16 protein-coding genes are annotated in these 13067 nt (G+C 43.1%); 6 read left to right on the top strand and 10 right to left on the bottom strand.

Features of this window, described 5'->3' with window-relative positions; all coding sequences use genetic code 11:
- Positions 1-319: 319 nt before the first annotated feature.
- Both R7E78_RS23170 and R7E78_RS23175 read left to right on the top strand, forming a co-directional pair.
- On the top strand, positions 320-781 hold the full coding sequence (locus tag R7E78_RS23170) for a carboxymuconolactone decarboxylase family protein (protein WP_042520770.1): 462 nt from the start codon (positions 320-322) through the stop codon (positions 779-781).
- A 104-nt stretch (positions 782-885) separates the two neighbouring features.
- A complete protein-coding gene (locus R7E78_RS23175) occupies positions 886-1626 on the top strand; it encodes a helix-turn-helix domain-containing protein (protein WP_005376444.1) in 741 nt (246 codons plus the stop codon).
- Between the two features lie 119 nt (positions 1627-1745).
- Here the strand turns inward: R7E78_RS23175 and R7E78_RS23180 are convergent, their stop codons facing one another.
- The 4 genes from R7E78_RS23180 to R7E78_RS23195 all read right to left on the bottom strand — a co-directional run bounded on the left by R7E78_RS23180 (position 1746) and on the right by R7E78_RS23195 (position 3944).
- Positions 1746-2240 carry a YcxB family protein gene (locus R7E78_RS23180; protein WP_033906521.1) on the bottom strand — a complete coding sequence of 165 codons (495 nt, stop codon included), beginning with the start codon at positions 2238-2240 and terminating at the stop codon, positions 1746-1748.
- A gap of 223 nt (positions 2241-2463) precedes the next feature.
- Positions 2464-2724: a DUF5062 family protein gene (locus R7E78_RS23185; RefSeq protein ID WP_005376453.1), complete on the bottom strand. Its 261-nt coding sequence runs from the start codon at positions 2722-2724 to the stop codon at positions 2464-2466.
- A gap of 82 nt (positions 2725-2806) precedes the next feature.
- A complete protein-coding gene (locus R7E78_RS23190; protein ID WP_318058279.1) occupies positions 2807-3019 on the bottom strand; it encodes a hypothetical protein in 213 nt (70 codons plus the stop codon).
- 64 nt (positions 3020-3083) lie between these two features.
- Complete coding sequence (locus R7E78_RS23195) at positions 3084-3944, bottom strand: immunity 49 family protein (RefSeq protein ID WP_253657633.1); 861 nt, start codon at positions 3942-3944, stop codon at positions 3084-3086.
- Between the two features lie 356 nt (positions 3945-4300).
- On the opposite strand from R7E78_RS23195, the gene R7E78_RS23200 reads away from it, so the two are divergent.
- The 3 genes from R7E78_RS23200 (at position 4301) to R7E78_RS23210 (ending at position 7742) form a co-directional block, all read left to right on the top strand.
- A complete protein-coding gene (locus R7E78_RS23200; RefSeq protein WP_165401653.1) occupies positions 4301-4915 on the top strand; it encodes a PolC-type DNA polymerase III in 615 nt (204 codons plus the stop codon).
- Between the two features lie 173 nt (positions 4916-5088).
- Entirely contained in the window at positions 5089-6849 is a 1761-nt protein-coding gene (locus tag R7E78_RS23205; RefSeq protein ID WP_017635320.1) for an ABC transporter ATP-binding protein/permease, read from the top strand.
- Between the two features lie 500 nt (positions 6850-7349).
- Positions 7350-7742, top strand: a complete 393-nt coding sequence (locus tag R7E78_RS23210) for a hypothetical protein (RefSeq protein ID WP_005376463.1) — start codon at positions 7350-7352, stop codon at positions 7740-7742.
- Positions 7743-7782: 40 nt separating this feature from the next.
- Here R7E78_RS23210 and R7E78_RS23215 read toward each other — a convergent pair whose 3' ends face one another.
- The 4 genes from R7E78_RS23215 to R7E78_RS23230 all read right to left on the bottom strand — a co-directional run bounded on the left by R7E78_RS23215 (position 7783) and on the right by R7E78_RS23230 (position 11426).
- Positions 7783-8787: a metal-dependent hydrolase gene (locus R7E78_RS23215; RefSeq protein ID WP_017635321.1), complete on the bottom strand. Its 1005-nt coding sequence runs from the start codon at positions 8785-8787 to the stop codon at positions 7783-7785.
- Positions 8788-9115: 328 nt separating this feature from the next.
- The gene (locus tag R7E78_RS23220; RefSeq protein WP_005388759.1) at positions 9116-9574 is read right to left on the bottom strand and encodes a hypothetical protein; all 459 of its coding nucleotides are present in this window, start codon (positions 9572-9574) and stop codon (positions 9116-9118) included.
- Between the two features lie 93 nt (positions 9575-9667).
- Positions 9668-10696: a phospholipase A gene (locus R7E78_RS23225; protein ID WP_005376466.1), complete on the bottom strand. Its 1029-nt coding sequence runs from the start codon at positions 10694-10696 to the stop codon at positions 9668-9670.
- A gap of 226 nt (positions 10697-10922) precedes the next feature.
- Positions 10923-11426, bottom strand: a complete 504-nt coding sequence (locus tag R7E78_RS23230) for a DUF2938 domain-containing protein (RefSeq protein ID WP_005376471.1) — start codon at positions 11424-11426, stop codon at positions 10923-10925.
- 84 nt (positions 11427-11510) lie between these two features.
- Here R7E78_RS23230 and R7E78_RS23235 point away from each other — a divergent pair, with 84 nt between their 5' ends.
- Positions 11511-11918 (top strand): helix-turn-helix domain-containing protein, encoded by a 408-nt coding sequence (locus tag R7E78_RS23235; RefSeq protein WP_031778925.1) that lies wholly within the window; start codon positions 11511-11513, stop codon positions 11916-11918.
- Between the two features lie 72 nt (positions 11919-11990).
- Here the strand turns inward: R7E78_RS23235 and def are convergent, their stop codons facing one another.
- Together def and R7E78_RS23245 are read right to left on the bottom strand one after the other, a co-directional pair.
- Complete coding sequence (def, locus tag R7E78_RS23240; protein ID WP_054576019.1) at positions 11991-12497, bottom strand: peptide deformylase; 507 nt, start codon at positions 12495-12497, stop codon at positions 11991-11993.
- A 234-nt stretch (positions 12498-12731) separates the two neighbouring features.
- Positions 12732-12971, bottom strand: a complete 240-nt coding sequence (locus R7E78_RS23245) for a hypothetical protein (protein ID WP_318058280.1) — start codon at positions 12969-12971, stop codon at positions 12732-12734.
- Between the last annotated feature and the right edge of the window lie 96 nt (positions 12972-13067).

Consider the following 13067-nt stretch of genomic DNA (forward strand, 5'->3'; position numbering starts at 1 on the left):
TGCTTGTCATGCTTCACCTCGTTAGTGATTGTACTCACTTAACTCGGTGTCCAAAACTGCTGGTGCGGATCAGTATATAGGTAACTCAGCACCTTTTGCTCGTTTACGGAAGGTGGTGGAGTAAAAATAGACGCCAACCTTAAGTCCATTATTTAGAGCAATACTTTGTTAATTGGCATAAGTTTTCTTGGTTTCCAATAGGTACACTTTTCGCTTTCGTCGTTCACTCTTTTATCTAACTTTATTGAGTGCATGTCGAAAATCTTCAATCTTTTGCTAAGAGCGTTTTTTACTATGTAAAAAACAGAGGAGAATGACCATGAAAAAACGACTCAACTATATTGAAGTAGCGCCAAAAGCAATAGAAATCCTATACGCTCAGGAAGCTTACTTCCATGAACAATTTAGCCAATCAGAAACCATGAACATGATCATATGGGAACTGGTTAAGTTACGCATATCGCAAATCAATCAATGTGCATTTTGTATCGACATGCATAGTAAAGATGCGCTTCAGTTAGGTGAAAAGCCGGAACGCATATGGGGGCTTAGTGCATGGAAAGATATGCCATTCTACAGCGATGCAGAACACGTTGCACTAGGCTGGGCTGAACTACTAACTGCTGGCCTACCAGTAGATGATGATACCTATCAGCTGACCTTGAATACCTTTGGAGAAGAAGCTATGGTCAACCTAACAATTGCGATCAACGCGATCAATAGTTGGAACCGAATAGTTAAGGCATTTAAGCCAAAGGTTGGAGTCTATAAACCTCGATAATTCTATTTGACGGTTCTTACTTGTAAGCCACTGCTTATACCTCAACTTAATAGGATGAAAAGTACATGTGTATCACTTTCTCATTTAAGTTGAGGTTAAATAGGATGATTCATTTGAACTTAGAATTTGATATTTTAAAACCTCAAAAGGCTTTAGCTGGCTATGTTCAAGCCATTTGGTCAGCATCCGTCAAACCTGATACGACGCAAACCGTACGTAAACAATTACTCAGTGATGCTGGTACAGGTGTGGTATTCATTTTACAGAATGAAGTACAAATGGATGGTGAGTGGCAGACGCCGGGGGTTGTCCTACTGCCTATAAGCATTCTGGCACATCAGGTCTGCCTACCGCCAGGCGCGGTGATGACTGGCGTACGCTTTCATCCTGCTGTTGGTTATCAACTATTTGGTAAACGTCTGGAACAGCTATTGCGGATTCAAGACGACCACCCTTTGGCTTCTTCTGCACTAGCAACATTTGAGTCTCTGCAAACAGCGCGTTCGCCATATGCAAGGATTTCTACGTTATATCGCTGGGTTCAAACACTGATTGAGGAATATGAACCGCAGTATGTCGGCCACATTATTGAACAACCTACAGGGACCATCAGTCAGCGCCAGAGAGAGCGCAATTTTCAGAAATGGTTGGGGATTACTCCTAAACATTACCAACGCATTAAACGAGTGAAGCACACTTTAGAGCAACTCCGAGCGCAACCCGATCTTACTTTATCGGAATTGGCGCTGGAGCAAGGCTTTTCCGATCAAGCACACATGACTAGAGAGTGTAAGCAGATTGCGCGCATGACACCGAAGCAGTATGTCCGAAAGAGAAACCTCTAAGCCTTATTAGCTTTCTACATCAAACCCAATTGATTCAGAATCGACGATATACTTGCTACAATGTTCGATCATATATCACCTACTTTTTAGAACGCTCATTCCAGCTTGATGTGAGTTGGTTAGCTCGCTTTTGATGCTGCGTGCTGCTCTACCATAAACGCGATCACTTCTTCGTTTAAGCAAGATTTGCTGATGTATTGGCGTTGTTTACCAAGGTGAAGGATAAAGCCCAAATCAGTTTGTTCGAGTTGGTCGATATCATTCCAAGCGAGGCTGCGGTCAACTTTACCGCTTTTGTAGCGTACGCCATCTGCATTCACTTCAAACACCACTTTACTGCCGCGGCTTGAGCTGATGGTTTGACGCCACAGCCACCAAGTTCTTTTGAAGTAAACGCTGCACGCTTCAATCACACTCAATACGATAAAGAACCAACCGACGTAACCGTTAGGTAGCAGTTCAAACTCCAATAAAACCACACCAAAAATTAGAAAGAGGATCCCTTTCAAATACGCTTGCGGGAACTTAACTGGCTGGCTAGTTTGATCATAACACTCAGCAAAAAATGGCTTGTCGAGTGTGTATTCTGTAGTGAATTCGAAATCTTTAGACATGTATGGTTACTTCAAGGCTTCTGTAAATGAGTATTCTTGGTTGCACTCTTGCAACGCGAGCATTGTAGCGCTTCTCTGGCTTTATCTTTAGCCCTTTTGATGCTGTTTTGTAAATCAATGATAACGAAACATTAGAAGGCCTCGGTGCACTTGCCAAGATCAGACAAGGCGAACCACCTGGCTCGCCTTGTGAATTAATGACCTATGTAACTTCTTGAGGTTTTTACTTTAGAGGATCGTTGTCTGGCAACGCACTGTGTATCCATACTGCCAGTCGGTGTTTGATGCTTGCGCCGTCTAGCTTGCTTTCCGGCAATGGCGTGATCTGTTTTGCATCGACCAAGAATAGGTAAATCGCTTTTACTCTTAGAGGTTGTGGTGACTGAGGAAGGTCAAAACCTTGTAGCTTCGCCATCTTCCCACCAATCTCTAGTGCCTTCTTAACCAGTTTGTCTTCATTGTGAAGCTTGGAGCTTTTTGACATTGATAAATCCTCTTCTTCGCTTCAATTAAGAATACATGAAGTGTCACGTATGGCGTGTTAGTAAGCTCGCATATTGAGAAGTTTATGCCTTCTTACCGAGTAACTGATTGAAAAACGACCTTAATTCGTCATCACCAAGATTGAGCAGGTAGTCACCAATATACCATTCAACAATGGATTGATTTGGATGTGCCGTGACTTGCGGGTTATCAAACCAAATGCCCTTTTCCGTGGCAAACGTGTGTTGGAGTTCTTTCAACTTTTCACAGCTGAAAGGTAGGATCAGGTACAACATGTTTGCTCGAGGTGCTGCCGAACGGCATTGCCGCAGACACTACATAAGGTGTTCTATTAATGATTTATTTAGAACAGAGATCATGCTCACCGTAAACGAGCCACTTTGGCAAATATGCGGTTTCTGGAATTGTCCAGCCATACTTATCGTATGCCAATGCAGCAAGACCAGTCAGTTTCAGAGAAACATTTCCTTTTGGCGAATAGCGAACATCTTCATTCATGTAGAACTGGTAATGCGCCTCTAACGCATCCCTCAGTGCTTCTTGATAATGTGCCTCATCGCCATCGATAATGGCAACAAACACATTCACAAATGGAATAAACAAAGAGTGTACATATGGCACTCTGGTTGATTCTAAGTATTGCGGGGAGGATTTCTCCATCACAGTTTGCAATAACTCTGGTAACGCTGATGAATTGCTAAATACACCGTTAACGAACTCGACTAGCGCAACATCGAATGGATCTTTTAAACGCACTAACGACTCATCCATGATGGTCATCAGCTCTACGCAGCGCCAATCTCTCGCGGCCATCGCTAAACAGATTTCATCCAACCAAGCATCCATCGTTCCCCCTGCAATAGAACGGTTACCTACTTCCGAAAAATGTCGGTGCCCAACGGAGAATTCAACCACTTTGTCTGAATGATTGGCCAGCAAGTACACGTTATTCAGTAACTCAAGCGCTCTTTTTATATAAGCTGGCGAGGCCTGATGTTGTCCGTATTTTGAAGCAGTGAAGAATGAATCAAGCGAATACCAAGCGTCGCCTTTCATTCTTTTGAGAGGTTGCTGATAAAAAGATTGTTTTTCATCAAGCATTTCTTCCCAGAAGTTGTAAAAATCTTCATCTTCCTCACGAAAAATACGCAATTTTCTTTCTTCAGGTATCTCTAAATAATGATTCTTCATTGCTTCCATCGTTCCCTAGCCTCGCATTATAAGTTGTTCTAATTTTTTGCCGTGATGATATTCATACTCAAAATCAAGCCGTGAATGATGCCGAAGTTAATTTATAAAATCAATTTATAATCAGTATGTTGTATCGAAAGTTAATGCTTAACTGAAATGAATCGAAAAGCCGAAAAACATTTGAAATATAAGGCTACCGCACAAGCCGCGATGGGTAAGCCAGAACGTACCTGTCCATAAACAGTGGACGACGAACACTGACTTTGTGGAGTAAAGATAGACAGATATTCACCATTGTGTTCGCCTTTCTTTTTCTGTCGCTTTCGATAATACTCTTGCGCAATATTACTCAGCTGGAAAATTTTATGCCTCAAGCAAACTCTGTGGTCGTACTCGACTTTGAAACCACAGGTCTCTCTCCTACTTTAGGTGATCGCGCAATAGAAATTGGTGCAGTAAAGTTAGTCAATGGCGAGGTTGTAGATAGTTTTCAGCAACTCATGAACCCCGGTTTCAGAGTGAGTTCTTTCATTGAGAACTACACCGGCATTACCAACAATATGTTGCGATCGGCACCAAGCTGCGAAGAGGTAATGGCGTCATTTAGTGAGTTCATTGCTGGCGAGAACCTTATCGCTCACAACGCGTCCTTCGATAAACGATTTTTAGATGCAGAGCTTGAACGAATCAACTGTGGTTATTCGGGTGAGTTTGCTTGCTCCTTACTGGTAGCAAGACGGCTCATTCAAGAAGCCCCATCACATAAGCTAGGTGAACTTGTTCGCTATAAAAATATCGACAACGACGGTGTTTTCCACCGTGCACTAGCCGATGCGCAAATGACAGCCAAGCTTTGGCTCTTAATGGTCGAAGGGATAGAAAACTCAGGCATCGAAAAACCAAGTTTTAAGTTGATGCAAACGGTCAGTAAAACAGCCAAAGGAAAAGTCGACCTGCTACTCGCCAAAAGCCGTGCGTAACACCCTCCGAACTAAAAGCTGATTCTAGTCTCTTCGACGTTTAAGTGATTTTCGATATACATGCGATATTGGTTATCCCAGTTAATTTCCTGATCCGAAAGCGGTAGTTCGCTGGTCTCACCAACCAAACTGGCTTACTATGCCAGGTACCTAAAACGCTTTGTGAGTCACTCATGAGCAGAAAAAATAACAAAAATCTCAGCATTCTTCTTAAACTCAGCACCTTTATTGCACCTTATAAATGGCGGGTTGCGGCAGCCTTGGTTGCCCTTGTCGCGACAGCAAGTTTGACGTTATCCGTTGGCTATGGAGTGCGCATTCTTATCGACCAAGGCTTTGCTCAGCAATCATTGCAAGAGCTCACCAATGCGATTCAGTTTATTGTCGGTGTCACATTGTGTATTGCCATTGGGACTTTCTTTCGCTTTTACCTTGTCTCTTCCGTAGGTGAGCGCGTTAGTGCGGATATTCGCCTTGCGGTGTTTAACCATGTGATTACGCTGCATCCGAGCTATTTTGAGACCAACAGTAGCGGCGACATAATGTCGCGCCTGACTACCGATACCACATTGCTGCAAAGCATTATTGGTTCATCGTTCTCGATGGCGATGCGTAGCGCTTTGATGTGTTTTGGTGCCATCATTATGTTATTCGCTACCAACGTTAAGCTCACGCTGATTGTGCTTGCTTCTGTGCCTTTGGTTCTGGTTCCGATTTTGTTTTATGGACGACGCGTGCGTGCGCTCTCTCGCAAAAGTCAGGACTCAATGGCCGATGTTGGCAGCTACGCTGGAGAAGCGATAGAGCATATTAAAACCGTGCAAAGTTTTAGCTCAGAGTCGCATGAACGAGCGGCTTTCGCTGTCGAGGTGGAAAAAGCTTATGAAATAGGTAGACAGAGAGTAAAGCAGCGAGCGATCCTGATATCAGGCGTTATTGTGATTGTATTCAGCGCGATTGCAGGTATGCTTTGGGTAGGCGGCAGCGATGTGATTCACGGAAAAATGTCTGCGGGTGACCTAGCCGCATTTGTATTTTATGCCATTATGGTTGCCTCATCGACTGCAACCATTTCCGAAGTCATGGGTGAATTGCAAAGAGCCGCAGGTGCTACCGAACGGCTGATTGAGATCCTTCAAGTAGACAGTGATATTAAAGCGCCAAGCAACCATTTGCCTGTCCGTTCCGACATGCCTGCTGAGATTAACTTTAATTCGGTGAGTTTCAACTACCCTTCTCGCCCAAATCAACCAGCAATCAAAGAATTAAATCTAACCGCTGAACAAGGAAAAGTACTGGCGTTAGTCGGCCCTTCTGGTGCAGGTAAAACAACACTATTCGAACTGCTGCAACGATTTTATGACCCACAGCAAGGGCAAGTGTTGTTTGGTGGTGAAGATATTCGACAGTTCGACCCAAACGAACTTCGACGTCAAATGGCGCTCGTACCACAACAACCAGCGCTGTTTAGCCATGATGTTTTCCATAATATTCGCTACGGTAATCCTGAAGCGACGGATGAACAAGTTATCGAAGCCGCGAAAAAAGCCCATGCCCATGAGTTTATTGAGAAGCTTCCCGAAGGCTATCACAGCTTTTTAGGCGAGCGCGGCGTTAGGCTATCGGGCGGACAAAAGCAGCGCATTGCGATTGCTCGCGCGATTCTAAAAGATCCAAAAATCTTACTGCTAGACGAAGCTACCAGCGCCCTTGATAGTGAAAGTGAACATCACGTTCAGCAAGCACTTGAAGCTCTAATGAAAGGACGCACAACGCTGATCATTGCTCATCGTCTTTCGACTATCCAACATGCGGATAAAATTGCGGTGCTCGACAATGGCGAATTAGTCGATGTTGGTAACCACCAATCATTAATGCAAAGCTGTGAGTTGTATCAGCGACTTGTGGCATTGCAATTTAAGCACTTGGAGTAACGCCTAGTTAAGCGCTCAAAAATAAGCAAAGGCGGACCAAATAATTTAATAACAGGAGTTTAACGATGTTTTTGTGTCAGTCCAGCGAGCCCTTGCGAGACTAGGAATCTAATAGCAGCGCTCTGAGTGGTTAATGAGATAATTTAGACCATGAAAAGCTAGGATAGAAGATCCCACATCATATCCCATCGTCGCTGTACAAGGTGACGAAATACAAAAGATGCCACTCGCAGTTAAACGAGCGGCATTAAACCAAGCAGCTCGCCTTTTAACAAAGGAATTCCAGTAAGAATCCAGTAACCAGCGTATTCTCCCTTCAACTAGAAACACTCGTTCACAACTACCATATAAAACCCAATCAACTTCATTTGTAACAATTAAGGTTTCAAAAATAGGAAATCATTACTGAAAAAGTTTACCGCGTTTTGTGTTGCTATCTATGGTTACAATGTTTGAGACAGCAATGCCTTCAAACCAAGCAACACAAAAGCGGCACCGATATGAACAGCGAAGCGAAACAACTATTTTCTTATCTATGTCAGCGATACGATGCGCTTTCTCAAGAGCTTGAGTCTCGCCCTTTTCCTGAATTTTCTGAGACTATTACTCATCCTCTTGGGCACTGTTTAGTCCGTTGCCCAGCAGGTAGCCAACGCTTTTCTATTGTAGCAGTCAACTTTGCACCCTCCGTTCGCGGGCAAGGCGTGCTTACTGCATTTATCGACTACATCAAAAGCAATCCTTACCACTACCAAGGTGTTGAGGTTGCAATCATTGAAAACAAGAACTTAGCTAAACGGCTTTTGTCTCTTGGCTGGAAGTACAAGTCCCTGTTTGGCAAGATTTTCTTCGCTAGCAAGCCGACCCTAGTAAAGGACTTTCAGTCTGCGTAATAGTTATTACGAAACCGCATCGACATCCAAAGTAAAACCATCACTCAAAATCCGTAAGCATGTTGAAAAAAACTTGGCGATCTTCTGCAGTACTTCCTCGATGAGCAGTGTATTCAACGTGCGCGTCTGCGCTGGCTTTTGGGGATAGATTGATGCCCCATAACGCATTAATTTGGTTTGGTACGATGGAATAACGCATATCAACAATTCGCATTTCATTATTCGGATCCGTCGCTACAAAACCGTTTGAAAACCAACGGAAACGTTCGATGTCTTTTGCTTGTTGCGATTGCGGGTTTAGCCACGGAAATTGCTCTTTTATATTTAACTTTGGAGTTGATTCGCCAGGGTAAATTTTTATTGAACGCCCCACCCTTACGGCATCTACATAGTAGCTCTCTTCCGTTTCATAAATTAGTTTCCAAACCAAAAGATTGCTGAAACTTGGTTTGGCTTTTAATTGTATAGCGTTGTGTTGTCGCTCTTTGACGATTTCCCAACCAACTACTTCTGCTCTATCTCGTTGTATCGTTCCAAGACTTAGGTAAGCCAGGCACCATAAAAATGCAATGCGGGCATAGTTTGGGCTTCGCTTCAGTGCAACAAACAAAAGCAATATTAAAATAGGGAGTGTGAACGCGGGGTCGATTACCGAAATAGTGTTCCAAGCATAACGCGTGTTGCTTATCGGCCATAGAAGCTGTGTTCCATAACTGGTGCATGCGTCTAATAACGCATGGGTACTATAACCAAGCGCGCAGTAAAACCAACTCTGCCGGAAGCTTAGTCCTCGCTTTTTTGCGAACAATGGATACAACAACAAAGCACAAATGAAACTACCAAACGGGATAAACAAGAGCGAGTGAGTAAATTGGCGATGGTATTCCAAATACAGCAAAGGATCAGTTGAAGAACGGATTAGCACATCTAAATCCGGAGCCATCCCAGAGACCACGCCCAACACGCCAACAACTGCAAGGTTTCGCTTGTTGCTCACCGCCAGTGGCAAAGCTGCACCCAATAAACCTTGCGTTAACGGATCCATCGTTCACTTCCTTTAGATAGATGAAGCTCAGCTGGAAAGCGTACACGCTCAATAGTCGGTTCCAATTTAAAAACCAGAAGGTTCTTCGACATAAATTATCCGCATTTAAGTGGAAAACAATACACGACTTAGTCATGCATTTGCTTGTTTAGCAACAAACACCTTGATTTAGTGTAAGAAGGAATCACGCCGTTCGCTAGTGAACGAACAAATCTGAGTCTAGGCTTGTTTGTTATTTCAAACCCGAAGGTTTATCTGACGCGAAAAAACAAGGCGAACCAAATGGCTCGCCTTGTTTCTAATTTACTGAACGATAAACGACAGGTGTTTAGTCTTGAGGATTCTCTTTCGCGTTGATTTCAGCGTAAGTGTGCAGCAGCTCCGTCAATGTTTTTACCCACGCAAAAACATCCGAAGGTGCATTTTCGATTAGTTTTTCCACTAGAGCACAGTGTGTTTCTAGCGTGATGGCCTCTTCCAAACGGAATGAGATCGCGTAGAAATGCCAAAGCACCAATCGCGTCATTCGCTCGCTATTTTGCTTTGCGTTGTCTGAGTCATCAAACGCTTGTTGAATTTCACTCAGTGCGATTGCTGTCATGCGTAGCATTGCATCAAGACGTGCAGACAACATGCGGTCTTCACTATCCACTTCTTCTTGATCAAAAGTGAACAGCTCATTCATCACGTCTTCTGGCACCATTTTACTGATCATACGAGCACTAAACTCTTCCAGCTCATGGCGAGGCATAGTTACAAGACAATCGAAGGTGTAATCACGAAGCATAAAATCACTCTAGGTTAGAAATCAATTTCAGCCTCGCATTCTAAATATTGAAATTTCAATTGCCAGTGTTAATTTCTATCCATCTACGAAAAACTACAAAACACCGTTGATTGCAATACCAACACCAATCCGCTGCTGATTATGATCATAGTCGATCAAGCTCTTACCATAACCCGCTGAGTATTGTGCGTACCCCTGAACTTTGCCCCAAATCGGAAATGACACACCCAGTTCTGCAAAACCCTTATGTGTTTGAAAGTTCTGGCGACCTAAAAAGGTAAACTCGTAACCATTCCACTTGTAAGCACTCGATAGCTCAAAGTGTCCCATATAGTCTTCGATATCCGGGTTATCATCACCTTTGGGATCATTAGGCGATGTCTTTTCATCTTCAGGTATACGCCACCAAGGCTGGATAGAAACCGCAAAATTGTCTTTTGCAAAGGTTACGTTGGCATAGACACGGTTCCAACTGCGCGATAGCTCCTGTCTCTGACCGTTAGACTCATGTTCAATACCAAAACCTAACCAAGTCGAACCATCAAGTGGTTTCCAGTCTGTTGGGGTGTAGTAAAAAAGCTCTGGACGATAATTGGTTTCACGGAATGGACGAGATGCTGCACCCGTGTATACCTGCCAAAATGATTTAAGAGTCATTCCAAAAAACAGACCATCGCCATCAAATAACAAGTCATCATAGTTCATTGGTACTTTAAAACTGATTTGGAACTCCGCCTCTTCCTTACGCAGTTCATCGCCGTATTTGGTGTCAGCATACGCGCGTTTATTTACTCGATCACTGTACGTAAACGGAAGAATATAGTTAACGCGATGCGCGACCAGACTAAACGGTTCGAACGCGTTTTCTCGTTCTGATTCCAAACGCTTGTCGACCAAACTTTCCTGAAGTTCTTCAGGCTCTTCAATTTCCGGATCAGCGGGCACTGTGCTGGTTACTGTGTCAAGCTCACACTGCGCGCGAATGCTCTTTATGGTTTCCTCACCTTTGCTTTGCTTTATTTTGTCTAGCAAACATAAATCATAAGCACTGGCTGTTTCTCCCATCGCAACTGGCGCTGCCAATAAACTCAGTATTGATATCCCTGCCACTTTTGAAGCCATCTGAAACCCTTAATATTCTTTATGTCAAACCAGATAATTTTAGTTTTTCTTGGTAAACCGCTTGCCATTCTGACGTTAAGGCAATGTTAAATATCCGCCGACTTTACATCTTGGATAAATGCAACAGACTTTAGACATATCGGTCAACTATGATCAAAGCGCAAAAAACAACCAAGAGTTGAGCATCATAGATAAAAACCACTCGTTTGCATGATGCTCATGTTCTCTATGCAAAATACTGGCTCGTAACTTTGATTGCAAACCCGGCTATGAATAAACCCAAACCATAACCCAAATGCGCCAATGTGCTAAGAAAACGGGCTTTCCAAGGTGTTGGGGTTTTACTCGCAGCAAAACCAAATCCTAGACAAGGTTGAATGACCAAAAATGGGAAGATCAACGTTACCACGCCTGTAATTAAGCTGGGCATTAGACTGGGCTCTACCAACCAATGATGACCAAAAACAGTAACGTGAGCCAAAGCGAAAGTAACGCCGATGGCATAATGCAAAAACCAGCCAAGTGACTTTTCTCCCGGCATCGCCTCTGACGCCATAATTGGCGCATGCATAAGCTTTCCTTGGGGCATGTACAAAACCCAGCGCGCAACCAACGCATAGTTTAATGAAGGAATACCAAACACTCTCCTTTGTAACCATGCCCATAAATCCATTATCAAAGTGGCACCAATCCCTATTAGCACCGCTTGCAATCCCATTAAAAGCAGCATTTTTCTCTCCTCAAGTTTTTGATTTGTTAAGGTCTTAGTTGCATGCTACAACTTAAAGCCAACTTGAAGTCAATGGGGAATAATATGGATATTGCAGAAGTGGTTAGAAAATCAGGATTGCCGACTTCAACGCTCAGGTACTACGAACAGCTGGGGTTAATTCGCTCGATAGGAAGGAATGGATTGAGACGCCAATATTCACCAGAGGTACTCAATACACTCAATTTAATTAGTTTGGGGCGTATCGCTGGAATATCGCTTAACGAAATGGCAGAAATGTTGAATCAATCAGAAGTTTCAAAGCCATATATCGATCGTGACTTACTAACGAAAAAGGCACTTGAGATTGATGAGCAAATAAAACGTTTGAAAGCGGTGCGAGACAGCCTAAACCATGTTGCCACCTGCCCTCATGAGTCACATATGGACTGTTCTTCATTTCAGAAGCTTATGAAGGTCGTAAAGCGTTATGTCCCCCAAAAGCAGAGATAAACCGCTCTCCCTACCGTCCTATTCTTGATTTACAAGGAAGTAACTCGCGGTTGTGAGTTACTTCCTTTCATATTACTTAGCTTGCGATTTTACGTACTTCTTCACTTTTTTCATCGCCATTTTTTGCTTCAGCGGTGAAAGGTAATCAATAAACAAGTTACCCGATAGGTGGTCAATTTCGTGCTGCATCACAATCGCCAAGAACTCACCGCTCTCAATTGTAATCGGGTTGCCATCACGGTCTAGTGCAGAAACAACAACTGACGTGTAACGCTCTACATCTGCGTAGTACTCAGGAACAGATAGGCACCCTTCTTGACCAAGTGCTTTGTTTTCTCCGCTCACCACTTCTGGATTGACTAAGATTAAAGGATCATTGCGTTCGTCAGAGATATCGATGACAACAACCGCCTCTTTTCTGCCTACTTGGGTTGAAGCTAAACCGATACCATTGCCCGTTGCGTAAAGTGTTTCTAGCATATCGTCTATCAGCGTTTGTACTGTCGATACATCAGTGACTTTTTCTGCTTTTACTTTAAGCCTTGGGTCTGGAATGGAGAGAATTTCGAGGACTGCCATACTTACCTTTCATATCTATAAATCGTAATTCGTGGAGAATTATACACACGTTTCTCGATACATAAACCTGCTAAGCTATCTTGCGCACAAGGCATAAACCATTAACTCAAACGACAACACAATAAATGGGTTTGCCTTTTAAACAAAAAATCCTACAAACAGGAAACTAAAACGCCAGCACATTATGGCTGGCGTCTTGTCATGATCCTAATTGAATCGTTTGTTGTATTTTATCTACTGACTTTCCTTGGCTTTGAGTAATACTCTAATCGCCATTTTCTCACCACTTTTTAAAATTAAGTAGGCGATGCCAATCGTTATTAGCATTATGATAGCAATAAAAATACTTACCCCACCGAGCTCAGATAATAAATAAAACGGAGAAATATCTAACGACATTAAGATAAGAGAGAACACTACCAAACTTGCTAAAGTCCACAGTAAAACAGCATACCATCTTGTTTTTGATGGCATTACATCTCCAGTCTTGTAGCGGCTTTGTTGCGTAATTCAGACGAGAAACCAAACCTCCTAAAGTTGAGCGACTTTTATACAATATACTGAGTTTCA

The sequence above is a fragment of the Vibrio sp. YT-19(2023) genome, from assembly GCF_033337395.1.

Bases quoted from the DNA above. Each gene is read 5' to 3' on its own strand.
- R7E78_RS23225 (WP_005376466.1), bottom strand. From the start codon at position 10,696: ATGGCTTCAAAAGTGGCAGGGATATCAATACTGAGTTTATTGGCAGCG.
- R7E78_RS23185 (WP_005376453.1), bottom strand. From the start codon at position 2,724: ATGTCAAAAAGCTCCAAGCTTCACAATGAAGACAAACTGGTTAAGAAG.
- R7E78_RS23175 (WP_005376444.1), top strand. From the start codon at position 886: ATGATTCATTTGAACTTAGAATTTGATATTTTAAAACCTCAAAAGGCT.
- def (WP_054576019.1), bottom strand. From the start codon at position 12,497: ATGGCAGTCCTCGAAATTCTCTCCATTCCAGACCCAAGGCTTAAAGTA.
- R7E78_RS23180 (WP_033906521.1), bottom strand. From the start codon at position 2,240: ATGTCTAAAGATTTCGAATTCACTACAGAATACACACTCGACAAGCCA.
- R7E78_RS23245 (WP_318058280.1), bottom strand. From the start codon at position 12,971: ATGCCATCAAAAACAAGATGGTATGCTGTTTTACTGTGGACTTTAGCA.
- R7E78_RS23200 (WP_165401653.1), top strand. From the start codon at position 4,301: ATGCCTCAAGCAAACTCTGTGGTCGTACTCGACTTTGAAACCACAGGT.
- R7E78_RS23190 (WP_318058279.1), bottom strand. From the start codon at position 3,019: ATGTTGTACCTGATCCTACCTTTCAGCTGTGAAAAGTTGAAAGAACTC.
- R7E78_RS23195 (WP_253657633.1), bottom strand. From the start codon at position 3,944: ATGGAAGCAATGAAGAATCATTATTTAGAGATACCTGAAGAAAGAAAA.
- R7E78_RS23230 (WP_005376471.1), bottom strand. From the start codon at position 11,426: ATGCTGCTTTTAATGGGATTGCAAGCGGTGCTAATAGGGATTGGTGCC.
- R7E78_RS23210 (WP_005376463.1), top strand. From the start codon at position 7,350: ATGAACAGCGAAGCGAAACAACTATTTTCTTATCTATGTCAGCGATAC.
- R7E78_RS23215 (WP_017635321.1), bottom strand. From the start codon at position 8,787: ATGGATCCGTTAACGCAAGGTTTATTGGGTGCAGCTTTGCCACTGGCG.
- R7E78_RS23170 (WP_042520770.1), top strand. From the start codon at position 320: ATGAAAAAACGACTCAACTATATTGAAGTAGCGCCAAAAGCAATAGAA.
- R7E78_RS23205 (WP_017635320.1), top strand. From the start codon at position 5,089: ATGAGCAGAAAAAATAACAAAAATCTCAGCATTCTTCTTAAACTCAGC.
- R7E78_RS23220 (WP_005388759.1), bottom strand. From the start codon at position 9,574: ATGCTTCGTGATTACACCTTCGATTGTCTTGTAACTATGCCTCGCCAT.
- R7E78_RS23235 (WP_031778925.1), top strand. From the start codon at position 11,511: ATGGATATTGCAGAAGTGGTTAGAAAATCAGGATTGCCGACTTCAACG.